At 70.4% G+C, this 19,315-nt stretch carries 17 protein-coding genes; 12 read left to right on the top strand and 5 right to left on the bottom strand.

The window, feature by feature from the left end; genetic code table 11:
• Positions 1-104: 104 nt before the first annotated feature.
• The 5 genes from I2W78_RS15805 to I2W78_RS15785 all read right to left on the bottom strand — a co-directional run bounded on the left by I2W78_RS15805 (position 105) and on the right by I2W78_RS15785 (position 7,094).
• Positions 105-1,184, bottom strand: coding sequence for a 2-oxoacid:ferredoxin oxidoreductase subunit beta (locus I2W78_RS15805; protein ID WP_196460518.1), 1,080 nt, complete (start codon positions 1,182-1,184; stop codon positions 105-107).
• Positions 1,177-3,105 (bottom strand): 2-oxoacid:acceptor oxidoreductase subunit alpha, encoded by a 1,929-nt coding sequence (locus I2W78_RS15800; protein ID WP_196460516.1) that lies wholly within the window; start codon positions 3,103-3,105, stop codon positions 1,177-1,179. Before I2W78_RS15800 ends, I2W78_RS15805 begins: the two co-directional genes overlap by 8 nt.
• A gap of 198 nt (positions 3,106-3,303) precedes the next feature.
• Positions 3,304-3,963: a response regulator transcription factor gene (locus I2W78_RS15795; protein WP_307783967.1), complete on the bottom strand. Its 660-nt coding sequence runs from the start codon at positions 3,961-3,963 to the stop codon at positions 3,304-3,306.
• 356 nt (positions 3,964-4,319) lie between these two features.
• Positions 4,320-5,684 carry a sensor histidine kinase gene (locus tag I2W78_RS15790; protein WP_196460514.1) on the bottom strand — a complete coding sequence of 455 codons (1,365 nt, stop codon included), beginning with the start codon at positions 5,682-5,684 and terminating at the stop codon, positions 4,320-4,322.
• Between the two features lie 219 nt (positions 5,685-5,903).
• Positions 5,904-7,094 (bottom strand): sensor histidine kinase, encoded by a 1,191-nt coding sequence (locus I2W78_RS15785; protein WP_196460512.1) that lies wholly within the window; start codon positions 7,092-7,094, stop codon positions 5,904-5,906.
• Between the two features lie 335 nt (positions 7,095-7,429).
• On the opposite strand from I2W78_RS15785, the gene I2W78_RS15780 reads away from it, so the two are divergent.
• From I2W78_RS15780 to I2W78_RS15725, 12 genes are all read left to right on the top strand, one after another.
• Positions 7,430-7,837 (top strand): NADH-quinone oxidoreductase subunit A, encoded by a 408-nt coding sequence (locus tag I2W78_RS15780; protein WP_196460510.1) that lies wholly within the window; start codon positions 7,430-7,432, stop codon positions 7,835-7,837.
• Entirely contained in the window at positions 7,828-8,496 is a 669-nt protein-coding gene (locus I2W78_RS15775) for an NADH-quinone oxidoreductase subunit B (RefSeq protein WP_230885463.1), read from the top strand. The genes I2W78_RS15780 and I2W78_RS15775 overlap by 10 nt, the downstream gene beginning before the upstream one ends.
• Positions 8,493-9,974, top strand: a complete 1,482-nt coding sequence (locus I2W78_RS15770) for an NADH-quinone oxidoreductase subunit C (RefSeq protein ID WP_196460508.1) — start codon at positions 8,493-8,495, stop codon at positions 9,972-9,974. Before I2W78_RS15775 ends, I2W78_RS15770 begins: the two co-directional genes overlap by 4 nt.
• Positions 9,971-10,939 (top strand): complex I subunit 1/NuoH family protein, encoded by a 969-nt coding sequence (locus I2W78_RS15765; RefSeq protein ID WP_196460506.1) that lies wholly within the window; start codon positions 9,971-9,973, stop codon positions 10,937-10,939. The genes I2W78_RS15770 and I2W78_RS15765 overlap by 4 nt, the downstream gene beginning before the upstream one ends.
• Before the next feature lie 2 nt (positions 10,940-10,941).
• Positions 10,942-11,703, top strand: coding sequence for a NuoI/complex I 23 kDa subunit family protein (locus I2W78_RS15760; RefSeq protein WP_196460504.1), 762 nt, complete (start codon positions 10,942-10,944; stop codon positions 11,701-11,703).
• Positions 11,700-12,311: an NADH-quinone oxidoreductase subunit J family protein gene (locus tag I2W78_RS15755; RefSeq protein WP_196460502.1), complete on the top strand. Its 612-nt coding sequence runs from the start codon at positions 11,700-11,702 to the stop codon at positions 12,309-12,311. Before I2W78_RS15760 ends, I2W78_RS15755 begins: the two co-directional genes overlap by 4 nt.
• Positions 12,311-12,703, top strand: a complete 393-nt coding sequence (nuoK, locus tag I2W78_RS15750) for an NADH-quinone oxidoreductase subunit NuoK (RefSeq protein ID WP_196460500.1) — start codon at positions 12,311-12,313, stop codon at positions 12,701-12,703. Before I2W78_RS15755 ends, nuoK begins: the two co-directional genes overlap by 1 nt.
• Positions 12,700-14,694, top strand: coding sequence for an NADH-quinone oxidoreductase subunit 5 family protein (locus I2W78_RS15745; RefSeq protein ID WP_196460498.1), 1,995 nt, complete (start codon positions 12,700-12,702; stop codon positions 14,692-14,694). The genes nuoK and I2W78_RS15745 overlap by 4 nt, the downstream gene beginning before the upstream one ends.
• Before the next feature lie 6 nt (positions 14,695-14,700).
• Complete coding sequence (locus tag I2W78_RS15740) at positions 14,701-16,275, top strand: complex I subunit 4 family protein (RefSeq protein ID WP_196460496.1); 1,575 nt, start codon at positions 14,701-14,703, stop codon at positions 16,273-16,275.
• A complete protein-coding gene (locus I2W78_RS15735) occupies positions 16,272-17,795 on the top strand; it encodes an NADH-quinone oxidoreductase subunit N (protein ID WP_196460494.1) in 1,524 nt (507 codons plus the stop codon). The genes I2W78_RS15740 and I2W78_RS15735 overlap by 4 nt, the downstream gene beginning before the upstream one ends.
• A gap of 228 nt (positions 17,796-18,023) precedes the next feature.
• Positions 18,024-18,887: a zinc metalloprotease HtpX gene (htpX, locus tag I2W78_RS15730; RefSeq protein ID WP_196460492.1), complete on the top strand. Its 864-nt coding sequence runs from the start codon at positions 18,024-18,026 to the stop codon at positions 18,885-18,887.
• Positions 18,884-19,279, top strand: coding sequence for a YccF domain-containing protein (locus tag I2W78_RS15725; protein ID WP_196460491.1), 396 nt, complete (start codon positions 18,884-18,886; stop codon positions 19,277-19,279). The genes htpX and I2W78_RS15725 overlap by 4 nt, the downstream gene beginning before the upstream one ends.
• Positions 19,280-19,315 lie beyond the last annotated feature (36 nt).

Here is a 19,315-nt window from a genome sequence, read left to right as displayed (position 1 = left end):
TCAAGGGTGTTGCTCAGCTGTGCTGCTCAGCTGTGCTGCTCAGCTGTGCTGCTCAGCTGTGCTGCTCAGCTGTGCTGCTCAGCTGTGCTGCTCAACGGTGTTGCTCAGCCGACGACCGTCCAGGTGTCGCCGCCCGCGAGCAGTGTGGCGAGGTCGCCCTTGCCGTTGTGTTCGATGGCGGTGTCGAGCTGGTCGGCCATCTGGGTGTCGTAGACCGGGCGGTCCACGGAGCGGAAGACGCCGATCGGGGTGTGGTGCAGGGTGTCGGGATCGGCGAGCCTGCTGAGCGCGAAGGCGGTGGTCGGGGAGTCGGCGGCGGCGTCGTGGACGAGCACCTGCCCCTCGTTGTCCGGGGTGACCGTGATGACCTTGAGGTCGCCGGTCTGCGGATCGCGGATCACGCCGCGGGTGTCGTCCGGCCCGAACCGGATGGGCTTGCCGTGCTCCAGGCGGATCACCGCTTCCTGGGCCTGCTGCTTGTCCTTGAGGGCGTCGAAGGCGCCGTCGTTGAAGATGTTGCAGTTCTGGTAGATCTCGATCAGTGCCGTGCCGGGGTGGGCGGCGGCCGCTCGCAGGACCTCGGTGAGGTGTTTGCGGTCGGAGTCGATGGTGCGGGCGACGAAGGATGCCTCCGCGCCGAGGGCCAGGGACACCGGGTTGAACGGGGCGTCCAGCGAGCCCATCGGGGTCGATTTGGTGATCTTGCCGACTTCGGAGGTGGGGGAGTACTGGCCTTTGGTCAGGCCGTAGATCCGGTTGTTGAACAGCAGGATCTTGAGGTTGACGTTGCGGCGCAGGGCGTGGATGAGGTGGTTGCCGCCGATGGACAGAGCGTCGCCGTCGCCGGTGACGACCCAGACGCTGAGGTCGCGGCGGGAGGTGGCCAGGCCGGTGGCGATGGCGGGGGCACGGCCGTGAATGGAGTGCATCCCGTAGGTGTTCATGTAGTACGGGAAGCGGGAGGAGCAGCCGATGCCGGAGACGAAGACGATGTTCTCCCTGGCCAGGCCGAGTTCGGGCATGAAGCCCTGGACCGCGGCGAGGATCGCGTAGTCACCGCAGCCGGGGCACCAGCGCACTTCCTGATCGGACTTGAAGTCCTTCATCGACTGTTTGCCCTCGGCCCTGGGCACCAGGGAGAGCGCTTCGATCGTGCCGGTGCCTTCCATGGACGTCTCAGCCATCGATGGCCTCCTTCAGCGCCGCGGCCAGCTGCTCGGCCTTGAACGGCATACCGTTGACCTGGTTGTACGAGTGGGCGTCCACCAGGTACTTCGCCCGGATCAGCGTGGCGAGCTGACCGAGGTTCATCTCGGGGATCACCACCTTGTCGTAACGCGCGAGCACCGCTCCGAGATTCCGCGGGAACGGGTTGAGGTGGCGCAGATGTGCCTGTGCGATGGGCTGTCCGGCCGCGCGCAGGCGGCGTACCGCCGCGGTGATCGGCCCGTACGTCGATCCCCAGCCCAGCACCAGGAGCTTTGCCCCGGCCGGGTCGTCGACCTCGATGTCGGGGACGTCGATGCCGTCGATCTTGGCCTGGCGGGTGCGGACCATCAGGTCGTGGTTGGCGGGGTCGTAGGAGATGTTGCCCGTGCCGTCCTGCTTCTCGATGCCGCCGATGCGGTGCTCCAGGCCGGGCGTGCCGGGGATCGCCCAGGGGCGGGCGAGGGTCTGCGGGTCGCGCTTGTACGGCCAGAAGGTCTCCGTGCCGTCCTCGAGGGTGTGGTTCGGGCCCTGCGCGAACTGCACGGTCAGCTCAGGCAGCTCGTCCAGCTCCGGGATCCGCCATGGTTCGGAGCCGTTGGCGAGGTAGCCGTCGGAGAGCAGGAACACCGGCGTGCGGTACGTGAGCGAGATACGGGCGGCTTCGAGGGCGGCGTCGAAGCAGTCGGCCGGGGTGTGCGGCGCGATGACCGGCACCGGTGCTTCGCCGTTGCGGCCGTACATGGCCTGGAGCAGGTCCGCCTGCTCGGTCTTGGTCGGCAGGCCGGTGGAGGGGCCGCCGCGCTGGATGTCGACGACGAGCAGCGGCAGTTCGAGGGAGACCGCGAGGCCGATGGTCTCGCTCTTGAGCGCCACGCCCGGGCCGGAGGTGGTGGTCACGGCGAGCGAGCCGCCGAAGGCCGCGCCCAGTGCCGCGCCGATGCCCGCGATCTCGTCCTCGGCCTGGAAGGTGCGCACGCCGAAGTTCTTGTGCTTGCTCAGCTCGTGCAGGATGTCCGAGGCCGGGGTGATCGGGTACGAGCCCAGGAACAGCGGCAGGTCCGCCTGCTTGCTCGCGGCGATCAGGCCGTACGCCAGGGCCAGGTTCCCGGAGATGTTGCGGTACGTGCCGACCGGGAACGCCTTCGCCGCCGGCGCCACCTCGTAGGAGACGGCGAAGTCCTCCGTCGTCTCGCCGAAGTTCCAGCCCGCGCGGAACGCGGCGATGTTCGCCGCCGCGATGTCGGGCTTCTTGGCGAACTTCGACTGCAGGAACTTCTCCGTACCCTCGGTCGGCCGGTGGTACATCCACGACAGCAGGCCCAGCGCGAACATGTTCTTGCTGCGCTCGGCCTCCTTACGGGTGAGCTCGAAGTCCTTCAGCGCCTCCACGGTGAGCGTGGTGAGCGGCACCGGGTGCAGCTGGTAGCCGTCGAGCGAACCGTCCTCCAGCGGGTTCGTCTCATAGCCGACCTTCTGCATCGCCCGTTTGGTGAACTCGTCCGTGTTGACGATGATCTCCGCACCGCGCGGCAGATCGCCCACGTTCGCCTTCAGCGCCGCCGGGTTCATGGCGACGAGGACGTTGGGTGCGTCGCCCGGGGTGAGGATGTCGTGGTCGGCGAAGTGCAGCTGGAACGACGAGACACCCGGCAGCGTCCCGGCGGGGGCCCGGATCTCGGCCGGGAAGTTCGGCAACGTCGACAGGTCGTTGCCGAACGACGCGGTCTCCGAGGTGAACCGGTCACCGGTGAGCTGCATACCGTCACCCGAGTCCCCCGCGAACCTGATGATCACCCGGTCGAGACGGCGGACGTCCTTGACGCCGGCCGCTTTGCGCTGCTCTCCCACGACGGCTCCGTCGGCCTGCTCCGCTGGGCTACTGACCTGGCTCGTCACTGAACTGGTCCTCCTTCGAGGCGGCTGTGGGGATCGACCCCACAGGGTCTTCCCAGGATCAACCCTACGTCTGTGCGGCTTGCCTTCCCTCGGCCATTCGCATGATGAGTACCTGCCCAAGACGCTCACCGCATCCCGTTCGGATGCGCGGGCCGGCCGTCGCCCTTGGCTCATAGCGCCCAGGAACTGGGGTGCCCCTCAGGAATTCAGGTACGTCAGGACTGCGAGGACCCGACGGTGGTCTCCTTCGCTCGGGGACAGGCCCAGCTTGAGGAAGATGTTGCTGACGTGCTTCTCCACCGCGCCGTCGCTCACCACCAGCTGCTTGGCGATGGCGGAATTGGTCCGCCCCTCGGCCATCAGCCCCAGAACCTCCCGCTCCCTGGGCGTCAGCCCCGCGAGCACGTCCTGCTTACGGCTGCGGCCGAGCAACTGCGCCACGACCTCCGGGTCGAGCGCCGTGCCCCCCTCGGCCACCCGCACCACCGCGTCCACGAACTCCCGCACCTCTGCCACGCGGTCCTTCAGCAGATACCCGACCCCACGGCTGGAGCCGGCCAGCAGCTCGGTGGCGTAGCGCTCCTCCACGTACTGTGACAGCACCAGCACGCCGAGCCCCGGGTGCGTCTTCCGCAGCTGCACCGCCGCCCTGACGCCCTCGTCCGTGTGCGTGGGCGGCATGCGCACGTCGGCGACCACGACGTCCGGCAGAACGCCCTCGGCGTCCAGCTCCGTGATGGTCTTGATCAACGCCTCCGCGTCACCCACCCCGGCGACGACATCGTGCCCGCGGTCGGTGAGGAGCCGGGTCAGGCCCTCCCGCAGCAGCACCGAGTCCTCGGCGATCACCACCCGCACTCTGTCCTCCACGATCTCCGGCCCCCGTTGCTCGAATTGCTCGACTCCGTCGACCCGTCAAGCATTTCAGGTTTTTGGGGTGGGGTGGGGTGGGTTGGGGCTTGGGTGGGCGAGAGGGGACATGTGGTGGGGTGCTGGGTTGGGGAGATGGGCATGCGGTGGGTGCTGGGTGGGTGAGTGGGGCTCGTGCGGTGGGGGTTGAGTGGGTGAGTGGGTTCGGTCGGCGGTGTGGTGGGTGGGGCAGCGGGGTTCGTGCGGTGGGGGTTGAGTGGGTGAGTGGGTTCGGTCGGTTGTCTGTGGGGGCACGCGGCGGGTGTCGGGTGAGGTGGGGGGAGCGAGTGACGGGCGCTGGGTGGTTACCCGCGCCAGGGCAGTTCCGCCGTGATGCGGGTGGGGCCGCCCGCCGGTGAGTCGACCACCAATATGCCGTCCACCGCGTCCAGCCGGTCCGCGAGCCCGGCCAGACCGGAACTCCCGCTCACGCCGGCCTCGGCCCCGCCCACACCGTCGTCCATGACCTGCAACATCAGCCGGTCGTCCGACCTCCAGACGTCCACCGTCGCCGAGGTCGCCCGCGCGTGCTTGCTGATGTTCTGCAGGAGCTCGGACACCGTGAAGTACGCGATGCCCTCGATCGCGGGTGCCGGCCGCGACGCCAGGTCCACGTCCACCTGCACCGGCACCGTGCACCGTGAGGCGACCGCGGAGAGGGCGGCGTCCAGGCCGCGGTCGGTGAGGACCGCCGGATGGATGCCGCGCGCGAGATCCCGCAGCTCCTGCAGCGCCGTTTTCACCTCGCCGTGCGCCTCGTCCACCATTCGAGCCGCCGTCCGCGGATCCTCGGCCAGCTTCTCCTTCGCCAGCCCCAGATCCATCGCCAGCGCCACCAGGCGGGCCTGCGCCCCGTCGTGCAGGTCGCGCTCGATGCGCCGCAGATCCGCGGCCGCCGTGTCGACCACGACACCCCGGTCCGACTCCAGCTCCACCACCCGCGTCGCCAGTCGCGACGGCCCCAGCAGCCCGTGCACCAGTAGCCGGTCCACCAGGGTGAGCGCCCGCACGATCCAGGGTGTGGCCAGCGTGAACAGCAGCCCCACCAGTGCCGTCACCGTGATCTCGAACGGGTTGTCGAGGTAGATCTGGTGGGTCTCGTCGCCGTACAGCTGCAGCCCGTCCTGCCCGCCGTACATCGGGAAGAGCCAGTACCACACCGGGTACGTCAGCAGCGCCCAGCCGTACGTCCAGAAGCTCACCGCGACGACGAAGGAGAACACGGCCCACGGGAAGTGCAGCACCGCGTACAGCAGGTGCCGCCAGGACGTGCCGCTCTTGAGAACCGCGCCCATCCACGCCATCAGGCCGCTCTTGCGCACCCGCAGCGGCTCGGGGTCGGCCACGTCGAGCCCGAGCAGTCCGCGCGCCCGCGCTCGCTCCAGCGTGCCCAGGCCCCGGCAGCCGGCCAGTCCCGCCGCCAGCACCGGTATGCCGAGGAACGTCACCAGCAGGCCCGCACCGAGCGCGAGCATCGTCACGGCGTACGTGAACATCAGCACGCTGATCGGCAGGCTGAGCAGTACGTACGCGAGCTCGCGCCACGTGCGGCCCTCGAACGGCGCGCGCAGTCCGGCGGGCAGCCGGAACCGCCGCCCGACGTTCCCTTCCGCACCCCAGTCGGACGGTCCGCCCGGGCGTCCATAGCCGTGCCCGTACTCCGTGGCCATTGGTTTGGTCCCCGTTCTCCTCGGTCTGCTGTGTTTGTGTGCTGCGTGCTTCTTGCTGCGTGGCGCGTGTGGCTTGCTTTCGCGCGGTTGTCGGTTGTCGCTTGCTTGACTTGGCGTTGTGTCCGGCCGGCGCGCGGCCGTAGCTTCAACCCTGCTGCGTCCGGAGGCTGCGGACCATGGAGGCCGTCGGCGTCTTGATCGGGGGGTTTTCCCTACCTCTCAGCCCCGGCGGTCCCGCCACGGCAGTTCCGCCGTGATGACCGTCGGGCCGCCCGGTGGGGAGTCGAAGACGAACAGTCCGTCGACGGCGTCGAGGCGTTCCGCCAGGCCGCGCATTCCCGTGCCGCCGTCGAGGTGGGCACCGCCCCGGCCGTCGTCGGCGACCTGTATGAGGAGGCGCTCCTCGGTGCGCCAGACGTCGACGGACGCGGACTTCGCGCCGCTGTGCTTGCTGACGTTCTGCAGCAGCTCCGACACGGTGAAGTAGGCGATGCCCTCGATGGCCTCGGCCGGCCTGGACTCCAGGTCGACCGTCACCTTCACCGGCACCGTGCAGCGCGAGGCGACCGCGGAGAGGGCGGCGTCCAGGCCGCGGTCGGTGAGGACCGCCGGATGGATGCCGCGCGCCAGGTCCCGCAGCTCCTGGAGCGCCAGTTTCACCTCGCCGTGCGCCTCCTCGACCATCGCCGCCGCGTAGTCGGGGTCCTCCAGCAGCTTCTCCTTGGCCAGGCCGAGGCCCATGGCCAGGTTGACCAGACGGGCCTGCGCACCGTCGTGCAGGTCGCGCTCGATTCGTCGTAGGTCCGCTGCGGCCGTGTCGACCACGACCCCCCGGTCGGACTCCAGCTCGGCGATCCGCCGCTCCAACTCGTCGGAGGGCGACAGCAGCCCGCGCACCATGGCCCGGTCAACGTTGGCCAGGCCGCGCGCGATGAACGGCAGTACCGGCCACAGCACGAACAGCGAGGTCAGCGTCAGGACGAAGGTGAAGATGCCCCACGGCAGCCGTATGAAGTCGTACAGGGCGGTCCGCCAGCCCACCGGGTCCTTCAGCGCCATCCACAGCCGAGGGAAGAACCCGCCCGCGCCCCGCAGGGGCAGTCGGCTCGGCTCGTCCACGCGCACCCCGAGCAGCTTTCTGGCCCGCGCCCGCTCCAGCCTGCCGAGCCGCCGGGCGCCCATGAGGCCGACGGCGAGCAGCGGGAAGCCGATCACCGTGACGGTCAGGAAGGCGCCTGTGGTCAGGACCGTGACGACGTAGACGAAGCCCAGCAGGGCCATCGGCAGGTTTGCCAGGAGATGCGCGATCTCCTTCCAGGTGTGCGCGTCGTAGGCGAGGCGGGCCGGCGGCGGGCGGTCGATGTCTCGGTCGGCCACCGCCGCGCTCGCGGACGGGAATTTCTCGGTCACATGGGCTAGCGTGCCCGGCGGCAAGCGCCCACGCCATGAGGTGCACCGCCACGTTCTGCTGGGGAAAACCCCACCCCTGTCTCTCCTGGCGTGATGGGCTGCTTACTGCCCCTTTAACAGGCCCTAGACTCACGTTGCGTACAGGTCGTCGAACAGCGGCGTTCACGATCGGCAAGATCGCGAGACCGGCAGGGCATCGCATGACCGGCAGGGCAACGCATGACCGGCAGGGCATTGCATGACTGGCACGGCATCGCGAGACCGGCACGGCATCGCGGGACCGCCGGGCCGCTCGATAAGTCATAGGGTCGAGGTCAGGGGAGCGAGGGACGGACGTGCGGGAATCGACCGTCGAACCGACCGCCGTCATCGCGGCGGACTACTTCCAGTCCTATTCGGTTGTCGGGCTGCTCGCCGCCATCGGCGTGCTGTTCGTCGCCATCGCCTTCGGCGCGGGCCGGCTGCTGCGCCCGGTCGCGCCCACACCCGAGAAGCTCCTTACCTACGAGTGCGGCGTCGACCCCGTCGGCGAGGGCTGGGCACACACCCAGGTCCGCTACTACGTCTACGCCTTCCTCTACGTGATCTTCGCGATCGACTCGATCTTCCTCTTCCCGTGGGCCACGGTCTTCGCCGCCCCCGGTTACGGAGCGACGACCCTGGTGGAGATGTTCATCTTCCTCGGCTTCCTGGCCGTGGGCCTCCTCTACGCGTACAAGAAGGGTGTCCTGGCATGGACGTGACGCCAGAAGCGACCCCCTCGGTGACGTCCTCCGACGGTGCCGTTCAGCCCGTACCGGCCCCGGAGCCCGTACTGCTCCCGGAGCCGAAGCGCCTCGGCGCCCTCGCGCGCCTCGCCCCCGAGCCGATGAAGGTCGTCCTGAACTGGGGCCGCCGCTACTCGCTGTGGGTCTTCAACTTCGGCCTGGCCTGCTGCGCCATCGAGTTCATCGCCGCGTCGATGGCCCGCCACGACTTCATCCGCCTCGGCGTCATCCCGTTCGCGCCGGGCCCCCGCCAGGCGGACCTGATGGTCGTGTCCGGCACGGTCACGGACAAGATGGCACCCGCCATCAAGCGCCTGTACGAACAGATGCCCGAGCCGAAGTACGTCATCTCCTTCGGTGCCTGCTCCAACTGCGGCGGCCCGTACTGGGACTCGTACTCCGTCACCAAGGGCGTCGACCAGATCATCCCCGTCGACGTCTACGTCCCCGGTTGCCCGCCCCGCCCCGAGGCGCTGCTCCAGGGCATCCTCAAGCTCCAGGAGAAGATCGCCCGCGAGTCGCTGGGGGAGCGGTACGGTTCCGCACGTCCGTCGGCGGCGGCCCTGCAGAGCGGCCTGGTCCAACCGCCGGCCACCGGCGGCACCGGCGGCACCGGCGCGGGGGAGGCCCGATGAACGGCACGGTCGGCTGGCTTCCCGCCCCCGCCGAGGACCTCTTCGGTACGGAGGCCACGGCCGAGGAGTCGTACGAGCTCCTGACCGTGGACGTACCGCCCACGTCCTGGACGTCGGCCCTGCGCACCGCCCGCGACCAGCTCGGCTGCACCTACTTCGACTGGCTGAGCGCGGTCGACGAACCGGGCTCGGGCTTCCGCGTCTCGGCGCACCTGGTCGCCCTCGCGCCGGTACGCCGCCTGCTGCTGCGCACCACGGTCCCGCACGAGGCCCCCGTCCTCGCCTCCGCCGTCGATGTCTACGCGGGCGCGGCCTGGCACGAACGCGAGACCCACGAGATGTTCGGCGTCACCTTTGAGGGCCACCCCGCGCTGGACCACCTCCTGCTGCCGGACACCTTCGAAGGCCACCCCCTCCGCAAGGACTTCGTCCTCGCCGCCCGCGTCGCCAAGGCCTGGCCCGGCGCGAAGGAGCCCGGCGAGTCCGAACACGGCGGCCCCAAGCGCCGCCAGATGCTCCCACCGGGCGTCCCCGACCCGAACGAATGGGGCCCTCTCAAGGGCCAACTCCCCCCGGCCCCGACCCGCCCGGCCCGCGGCACGGCCCGCCCTGCGGGCGACCGCCCCGTACGCCGCTCCCGCACCGCGGCGGAGGGCTCCGCAAGCCAGCCGTCGACGGCCGCCGCCGGCACGCCCACGGAAGCCCCGCCCACGACCGGCCCACGCCGCGCCCGGAGCGCGAGCGAAGGCTCGGCGTCGCAGCGTGCGGGAGGTGGCGCTGCGGAGGCTTCGGCTGCTTCGGCGGCTCCTCGTCGTGCGCGGAGTGCGGGTGAGGGGTCGGCGTCGCAGCGTGCGGGGGGTGGCGCTGCGGAGGCTTCGGTTGCTCCGGCGGCTCCTCGTCGTGCGCGGAGTGTGGGTGAGGGGTCGGCGTCGCAGCGTGCGGATGCTGCGGAGGGTGCCGAGCAGGCTGGACCTTCCGCTACGGCGGCTCCCGCCGGGCCGCGCCGGGCCCGTAGCGCGTCTGAGGGCTCCGCCTCGCAGCGCGGCGCCCAGGCACCGGCGGCGGAGAAGCCCACCCGCCCGACTACCCCGACTACCCCGACCACCCCGCGCAGCCCCGACGCCCCGTGGCACCACGCCCGCCCGGCCTTCGAGGACCCCGGGGCGAAGGACGCGCAGGTGCAGGAGACCGAGGGCGCGGGGCCGGAGACCGAGGGGGCGAAGGAGAGGGAGGCCTCCCCGGAAGCCAACGCGCACGAGGCTGAGCCACCGCAGCGGCCCGTGCCCGAGCGCGCGGAGCCGAAGACCGGCCCGGAAGCCGAGCCGGGGCGCGCGGAGCCGAAGACCGGCCCGGCAGCCGAGCCGGAGCGCGACTCCCAGGAGCCCCAGTCCTCGCCCGAGCCCCCCGCTCCCGACGGCTCGGCGCCCGACGCACCCACACCCCCAACCCCCGAAGACCCCCCAGGAGGCCGGCAGTGAACGACGCGCTCGACGTCGCCCTGCGACTCCTGATCGTCTTCGGCGTCTTCCTCACCTTCCCCTTGATCATCGGCCAGACCGAGCACAAGGTGATGGCCCACATGCAGGGCCGCCTCGGTCCCATGTACGCCGGTGGCTTCCACGGCTGGGCCCAGCTGGTCGCTGACGGCGTGAAGTTCGCGCAGAAGGAGGACGTGGTACCGGCCGGCGCGGACCGCCGTATCTTCCAGCTCGCCCCCGCCGTAGCCCTCCTCCCGTACCTCCTGGTCCTGCTGGCCATCCCGATCGGCCCCGGCGAGGGCGCGGTGGGCGTGCTGATCGACGCCGGCATTTTCTTCGTACTCGCTGTCATGGGCGTCGGCGTCCTCGGCTCCCTCATGGCCGGCTGGGCCAGCGCCAACAAGTTCTCCCTCCTCGGCGGTCTGCGCACCGCCGCCCAGCTACTTGCCTACGAGCTTCCGATGCTCCTCGCCGCCGCCTCCGTCGCCATGGCGGCCGGCACGGTCTCCCTCCCCGGCATCCTCGACGCCTTCGAGTGGTGGTGGCTGCCCTGGCAGATCGTCGGTGCGATCGTCTTCTTCGTGGCGGGGCTGGCCGAACTGCAACGCCCGCCGTTCGACATGCCCGTCGCCGACTCGGAGATCATCTTCGGTGCGTACACCGAGTACACCGGTCTGCGTTTCGCCCTGTTCCTCCTCGCCGAGTACGCCGGGATCGTCGTCCTGTGCGGCCTGACCACCGTCCTCTTCCTGGGCGGCTGGCACGGCCCCTGGGGCGCCGAAGGCCTGGTCTGGGTCTGGACCCTGCTGAAGACGGCCGTGCTCGCGTTCATCGTGATCTGGTTGCGCGTCACCTACCCCCGCCTGCGCGAGGACCAGCTCCAGAAGCTCTCCTGGACCCTCCTCGTCCCCCTCTCCCTCGCCCAGATCGCCCTCACCGGCATCGTCAAGGTGGTGATCCAGTAGCCATGGCCGAGTCTGTTCCGCCCACCCGGCCCCGCATTCCCGGCAGCGGTCTCGCCAAGGGCTTGGCCGTCACCCTCCGCACGATGACGAAGAAGACCGTCACCGAGCAGTACCCGGACGTCCAGCCCGACCTCCCGCCCCGTACCCGTGGCGTGATCGGCCTGTTCGAGGAGAACTGCACGGTCTGCATGCTGTGCGCCCGGGAGTGCCCGGACTGGTGCATCTACATCGACTCCCACAAGGAGACGGTCCCGGCCGCCGCGCCCGGCGGTCGCGAGCGCAGCCGCAACGTGCTCGACCGGTTCGCGATCGACTTCTCCCTGTGCATGTACTGCGGTATCTGCATCGAGGTCTGTCCTTTCGACGCCCTGTTCTGGTCCCCGGAGTTCGAGTACGCCGAGACCGACATCCGCGACCTCACCCACGAGCGCGACAAGCTCCGCGAGTGGATGTGGACGGTGCCCGCCCCGCCGGCCCTCGACCCCGGCGCGGAGGAACCGAAGGAGATCGCCGCCGCCCGCAAGACTGCCGAGAAGCTGGCCGCAGCCCAGGCCGAGCCCAGCGAACCGACCCGCCCGCAGAGCGCCGAGCCGAGCAACCCTCCGGGCTCCGAGCCGGCCGGTCCGCAAGGCACCAAGCCGAGCGACCCCCCGGGCTCCGAGCCCGCCGGTCCGCAAGGCACCAAGCCGAGCGCCCCCCCGGGCTCCGAGCCCGCCGGTCCGCAGGACGCCGAGCCGACCGATCCCCAGGGAGGAGCCTCGTGACCGTCGCCGCGAGCCAGCACGGATTCCTCTCCCCGACCGGCGTCGAAATCGCCTTCCTCCTCGTCGGCGTGGTCACGTTCGGCGCCGCCATCGTCACTGTCACCACCCGGCAGCTCGTGCACGCCGCCCTGTGGCTGGTGGTGACCCTCGGCGGTCTCGCCGTCGAGTACCTCCTGCTGACCGCCGAGTTCATCGCCTGGGTGCAGGTGCTGATCTACGTCGGTTCCGTCGTCGTCCTCCTCCTGTTCGGTCTGATGCTCACCAAGGCCCCCATCGGCCGTTCCCCGGACGCCGACTCCGGCAACCGCTGGGCCGCCCTCACCGTGGCCGTCGCCACGGCCGCCGCCCTGGTCTGGGTGGTCGTCGACGCCTTCCGCACGACCTGGATCGACCTGGACGGTGCCCCCGCCGGCTCCACCGAGGTCACCGGCAAGGCCCTCTTCCAGAACTGGGTCCTCCCCTTCGAGGCACTCTCCGTCCTCCTCCTCGCAGCCCTGGTCGGCGCGATCGTCCTGTCCCGCAAGGCGAAGGCCGACGCGGCGACGACCACCACTCCGGGCGCCCCGACGGTCCCCGGCACCCGAACCGACAAGGGCGGTGCCCGCTGATGCACCTCGCCTATCCCGCCGTCCTCTCCGCCCTCCTGTTCTGCACCGGCCTGTACGGCGTCCTCGCCCGCCGCAACGCGATCCTGGTCCTGATGTCGGTCGAGCTGATGCTCAACGCCGTCAACCTCAACCTGGTCGCCTTCGACGTCTGGCTCAGCCGGGCCGCCGAGGAGACCCTGCACTCCGGCCAGGCCCTGACCCTGTTCACCATCGCCATCGCGGCCGCCGAGATCGGCATCGGCCTCGCGATCGTCCTCGCCGTCCACCGCAACCGCGGCACCTCGGACATCGACAAACTCCGCGACACCGCCGAGGGCCACGAGACCGACGGACGCGACGGCGAGGCCTCCGCGGCCGAGCCGGCCGCCGAGAAGGCTGAGGCCACCGCGTGACCACGACCACCCTCGCTTACCTCGTTCCTCTCCTTCCGTTCCTGGGCGCGGCCGCCGGGCTGCTCCTGGGCCGCTCGGCCCCCGGCTTCGTCCGCCCGATCGCCGTCCTGCCGACGCTCGCCTCGCTCGTCCTCGCCGTACTGGTCGCCGTCCGCCAGGGCGGCGACGCGGCCATCGACGCCGCCACCGAACTCACGCCCACCGGCTCGATCCCGATCGAGCTCGCCCTGCACATCGACGGCTTCGCCGCCCTCGTCGCCGTCCTCGTGGCGTTCGTCGCGCTCTGCGTGCAGATCTACTCGACCGGCTATCTCCAGGACGACCCGCGCTACCCCTCGTACGCGGCGCTCGTCTCCTTGTTCACCTCCGCGATGCTCCTCGTCGTCTACTCGGGCGACCTGATGGTGCTGCTGGTCGGCTGGGAAGTCATGGGCATCTGCTCCTACTTCCTGGTCGGCCACTACTGGGAGACCCCGGAGGCCCGCGCAGCCTCCCTGAAGGCCTTCCTGGTCACCAAGCTCGGTGACGTCCCCTTCCTGATCGGCCTGTTCGCGCTCGCCGTCGACGCCGGGTCGTTCCGCATCACGCGGGTGCTCGGCGCGGTCGCGAGCGGCGGACTGGACCACCCCACGCTGATCGCCCTGCTGCTTCTGGCCGGTGTGGCGGGCAAGTCGGCGCAGTTCCCGCTGCACTCCTGGCTGCCCGACGCGATGGCGGGCCCCACGCCCGTCTCCGCGCTGATCCACGCCGCGACGATGGTTGCCGCCGGTGTCTACTTCATCGCCCGTCTCCTCCCCGTCTTCCAGGCGTCCTCGGCCGCGATGGTGGTCCTCGCCGTCATGGCCGCCGTCACCATGGCCGGCTCGGGCCTCGCAGCCCTCGCCCAGGACGACATCAAGCGCGTCCTCGCCTACTCGACGATCGGCCAGCTCGGCTACATGACCGGCGCCCTGGCCGTCGGTGACCGTGGCGCCGCCGTCTTCCACCTCCTGTCCCACGGCGCCTTCAAGGCGCTGCTGTTCCTCGCGGCGGGCGTGATCATCCACGCCGCCGGTACCAACTCGCTGGCCGCCATGTCCCGCATGGGCGGCCTGCGCGACCGCGTCCCCGACGCCTACTGGACGATGACCGTGGCGCTCCTCGCGCTCGCCGCGATCCCGCCCTTCAGCGGCTTCTTCTCCAAGGAGTCCGTCCTCGGCGCCGCCGAACACGTCACCACCGGCCACACCGAGCACGTCCCCGGTGCCGCGGGCTGGATCGTGCTGGTCTCCGGCTTGCTCACGGCCCTGCTCACCGCCGCGTACGCGATGCGCCTGTGGCTGCTCGCCTTCCGGGGCCACGGCACCGAGGCCCCGGACCACGGCAGGCAGCCGCTGACGATGACCGTGGTGCTATGGGTGCTCGCCGCCCCGTCCCTCGCCCTGGGGGGACTGGCCTACCAGTCGTTGCCCGGCTGGTTCGACGGCGGTTCGCTGACCCCGACCCTCACCACGTCCGTGCTGGGCACGGGCCTGGCCCTGGTCGGCGGCCTCGTCACCTACGCCGCCTGGCGACACACCAGCGCGCTCGCGGCCCGCGTCCCGCTGGGTGCGGTCGCGGCCCACCCGGAGGGCGACGCCGCGCAGGTCGAGGCCGAGGCCATCGCCACCCACGAACCCGCCTACGGCGACGTGGCCCACGCGCCCGACCCGGCGGATCCCGGACGGCTGCTGCTCGGCCCGCTGCACCGGCACGCGGCCGTCGGCTTCCACCTGGACGCCGTGTACTCGGCCCTGTTCGTCCGCCCGGTCCAGGGCGGAGCCAGTCTGGTGCGGTTCCTCGACCGCGAGGTCGTCGACACCTACGTACGCGGGGCGGGCGCCCTGCCCCGCTGGCTGGGAGCCGCCGTCCGGCGTGCCCAGACCGGCAATGTGCAGACCTATGTGAGCGCGCTGCTCGCCGGCACCGTCGTCCTGGTGGTCGCCGCCGTCCTCGTCGCCACGGGAGCGTGAGCAGGCGTGATCGATATCAACGAGTCCGTGATGCAGTTCCTTCTCGCGTTCGTAGTCGTCGGCCCGCTTCTCGGCGCCGCCGCCGCTCTCCTGCCCGCCCCACCCGGACTGAAGGGGAAGTCGCCCGAGCAGGCCGTGCTGCGGCACGGTGTGACCGTGACCGGCGCGGTTCTCATCGCCGCGATCGTCCTGGCGCTCGGCTTCGACCACGACCAGCCGTCGAAGATGCAGGCCAGCACGGACATCAGCTGGATCCCCGCACTCGACGTGCGGATCCACCTCGGCGTCGACGGCATTTCCCTCCCCCTTGTCGTCCTGACCGCGCTGCTGACCTTCCTCTGCGCGCTCTACTCCTACTTCAAGATGCCCGCGGGCCCGACCCCGAAGGCCTTCGTCGCACTGCTGCTCGTCCTGGAGTCCGGCACCCTCGCCACCTTCGCCGTCCTCGACCTGCTGCTGTTCTTCCTCGCCTTCGAGATGGTCCTGATTCCGATGTACTTCCTCATCGCCCGCTGGGGCGGCGAGGGGCGGACGCAGGCCGCCTGGAAGTTCATCCTCTTCACGCTGCTCGGTTCCGTGGTCATGCTGCTCGGCCTGCTCCTGATCGGAATCACGGCGGGCACATTCGACATGGTGGCACTCGCCACTGACAACGGCCGGTCGCTGACCACATCCGTGCAGGTCATCGCCGTTTTGGCGGTCGGGATCGGACTCGCGGTCAAGACGCCGATGTGGCCGCTGCACAGCTGGCTGCCGGACGCCCACACCGCCGCGCCGACCGTCGGCTCGGTCCTGCTGGCCGGCGTACTGCTGAAGATGGGTACGTACGGATTCGTCCGCATTCTGCTGCCGATTACGCCGGACGGATTCCGCACCTTCGCCCCGTATCTCGCCGCCTTCGCCGTCGTCGGGATCATCTACGGATCGCTGGCCTGCCTCGCCCTCGCCAAGCAGGGCGCGAAGGGCGACCTGAAGCGCCTCATCGCCTACTCCTCCGTCGGCCACATGGGCTTCGTCCTGCTCGGCATCGCCACCATGACCCCGACCGGCGTGAACGGCGCCCTGTTCGCCAACATCGCCCACGGCCTCATCACCGGCCTGCTGTTCTTCCTGGTCGGCGCGTTGAAGGACCGTACCGGCACCACCGACCTCGACGCCCTGGCGGACAAGACCGGCGCCGCGCTGTACGGCAAGGCCCCGCGCTTCGGCGGGCTGCTCGCCTTCGGCGCCGTCGCCTCCCTCGGCCTGCCGGGCCTCGCCGGTTTCTGGGGCGAGATGCTGGCGCTGTTCGGCGCCTTCCAGCCCGCCGCCGGCCTCAGCCGCCCGGCTTTCCTCACCTTCATGTCGATCGGCGCGTTCGGCACCCTGCTCACCGCCGCCTACCTGCTCGTCGTGGTCCGCCGGGTCTGCATGGGTGTCGTGCCGCAGGAGGCACCCAAGCTCGCCGACGTACACACGTACGAGTACGCGGCGTGGGCCCCGCTGGTCGCCCTCACCGTCGTCGCCGGACTCTGGCCGAAGGCCCTCCTCGGCCTGACCGACCCGGCCGTGCAGCAGCTCCTCGCAGGAGGCACCCGATGAGCTCCCTGGCCCAGTCGCCGGTCGACTCCCTGGTCCAGTCCGTCGACTGGCTCGCCATCGCGCCGCCCACCATCGCGGCCGTGGTCGCCCTCGCCGTCCTGGTCGCCGACCTGTTCGTCGGCGACGCCAAGAAGGCGCTCCTCGGCTGGGTGTCCGTGGCCGGACTAGCCGTGTCCACGCTGATGCTGCTTCCGATCCTGGACGGCGACCGCTCCACCTTCTGCCTCACCGGCGACGCCGACGTGTGCAGCTATACGGCCGACCGGTTCACGCTCGTCATCCAGTTCCTGGTCCTCGCTGGGGCCCTCCTGGCCGCCCTGCTGTCCGTCACGGCCCTCAAGGACGCGCGCAGAGGACTCCCCGAAGGGGAGTTCTGGTTCCTGCTGCTCTCCTCCGCGGCCGGCGCCGCCCTCCTGCCGGCCTCCCGCGACCTCGCGACCCTGATCGTCGCCCTGGAGGTCGCCTCCCTGCCCGCGTTCGCCCTGGTCGGCCTCCGGCACGGCGACAAGAGGTCCTCCGAGGCGGCCCTGAAGTTCTTCCTGTCGTCGGTCACCGCGACCGCGGTCAGCCTCATGGGCATCAGCTTCGTGTACGCCGCCACCGGCAGCCTTTACCTGACCCAGATCGCCGAACGCATCCAGGACGTCGACGGACAGCTGCACACCCTGGCCCAGACCGGCGTCGTCCTCACCCTCGTCGGCTTTGCCTTCAAGACCGCGGCCGTGCCCTTCCATTTCTGGGTTCCCGACACCTATGTGGGCGCGCCGCTGCCGGTCGCGGCCTATCTGTCGGTGGTCGGCAAGGCGGTCGGCTTCTCCGGGCTGATTCTCGTCACGGTCATCGCCTTCCCGTCGTACGCCGACGTCTGGGGCCCGGCACTCGCCGCCCTGGCCGCCCTCACGATGACCGTCGGCAACGTCGGTGCCCTCCGACAGCAGGGCACGCGCGCGTACAGCGCGGTGCGCCTGCTCGCCTGGTCGTCCGTCGGCCAGGCCGGCTACCTGCTGGTGCCGATCGCCGCCGCCGCGTACTCCGACGACCCCGAGCACTCGATCGGCTCCACGGTCGCCTACGCGCTCATGTACGCCGCCGTGAACCTGGGTGCCTTCGCGGTCGCCGCACTGGTGGGCCGTACGAAGGGCCTCAACCGCGTCAGTGACTACCGCGGCCTGTACGCCACGAACCCGGTGACCGCGCTACTGCTGGCCTTCTTCCTGCTCTGCCTGGCCGGACTGCCGCCGGGCATCATCGGCCTCTTCGCCAAGGTCACCGTCTTCTCAGCAGCGGTCGACGCGGGCCTCGGCTGGCTCGCCGTGGTGATGGCCGTCAACGTGGTGATCGCGCTGTTCTACTACCTCCAATGGACGGCCCTGCTGTTCCGCGCCCCCGAGGGAGAGCCCGCCAAGCACCTCGTCCCGGCCCCCCTCACGGCCGCGCTCGCGCTCACCGCAGTCCTCGGCATCGGCCTGTCCGGAGCGCCCCAGCTGGTCCTGCGCTTCACGGACACCGGGCTCTTCTAGCGGACACCAGGCTCTTCCAGAGGCAGTCACCCGGACGGCTGCGGGCACTCACCCGGCCGGTCGGGGGTGCCCTCACCTGGGCGGCCGCCGCACGCACAAGGGAACTAGTGGCCCTCGCCTCGCGTTGTCCAAATCGGGAGGGTCCACTGGACGTGTCACCACGGCACCAGCGGGACCGTAGATCAACAAGCAAAGGGTTCCCCTGCTGCACCACTTGGAGGGCGTACCGTGCACCGCCGGCACAACGGGCTCAGGACCGCAGTACTCCTCGGGGGACTGTCCGCACTCATCATCCTCATCGGCAGCTTCTTCGGGCGTGCCGGGCTCATCGTCGCCGTCCTGGTCGCGCTCGGAACCAACGCGTACGCCTACTGGAACAGCGACAAGCTGGCGCTTCGCGCCATGCGGGCCCGCCCGGTGAGCGAGTTCGAGGCCCCCGCGCTGTACCGCATGGTCCGCGACCTCTCCACACAGGCCCGCCAGCCCATGCCCCGCCTGTACATCTCCCCGACGGAGGCGCCGAACGCCTTCGCGACCGGCCGCAACCCGCGCAACGCCGCAGTGTGCTGCACCGAGGGCATCCTGCGCATCCTGGACGAGCGCGAGCTGCGCGGCGTCATCGGCCACGAGCTGAGCCACGTCTACAACCGCGACATCCTCATCTCGTCGGTCGCCGGCGCCCTCGCCTCCGTGATCATGTTCCTGGTCAACTTCGCCTGGCTGATCCCGATCGGCCGCTCCGATGACGACGACGGCCCCGGCATCCTCGGCATGCTGCTGATCATGATCCTGGGGCCCCTCGCCGCCACCGTCATCCAGCTGGCCATCAGCCGCTCCCGCGAGTACGAGGCCGACGCATCCGGCGCCCAGCTCACCGGCGACCCGCTCGCCCTCGCCAGCGCGCTGCGCAAGCTGGAGGCCGGGACCAAGCAACTTCCGCTGCCCCCCGAGCCCCGGATCGAGACCGCGAGCCACATGATGATCGCCAACCCGTTCCGCCCGGGCCAGGGACTGTCCAAGATGTTCTCCACGCACCCGCCCATGGCCGAGCGCATCGCTCGCCTCGAACAGATGGCAGGTCGTCGCCCGTGAAGACAATCCTGAACGTCGTATGGCTCGTCCTGAGCGGCTTCTGGCTGTTCCTCGGCTATCTGCTGGCGGGCGTGCTGCTGTGCATCACCATCATCGGCATCCCGTTCGGCATCGCCGCGTTCCGGATCGGCGTCTACGCCCTGTGGCCCTTCGGGTACACGACGGTCGAGCGCCGCGACGCCGGAGCCCCCTCCTGCGTCGGCAACGTCCTGTGGCTGATCCTCGCGGGCTGGTGGCTGGCCCTCGCCCACATCGTCACCGGCATCGCGCTGTGCGTCACGATCATCGGCATCCCGCTCGGCATCGCCAACTTCAAGCTCATCCCGGTCTCGCTGCTGCCCTTCGGCCGCGAAATCGTCTCCACGGACAGGCCCTTCGCGGCGGGTTGGTGACGCACACCCGAGTGCCACGTTTTCCACAGGCGCACG

Source organism: Streptomyces spinoverrucosus, assembly GCF_015712165.1.
Classification (GTDB): Bacteria; Actinomycetota; Actinomycetes; order Streptomycetales; family Streptomycetaceae; genus Streptomyces; species Streptomyces spinoverrucosus_A.
The sequence above is the reverse complement of the archived record's forward strand: the minus strand, read 5'-3'. Positions and strand labels throughout refer to the sequence as shown.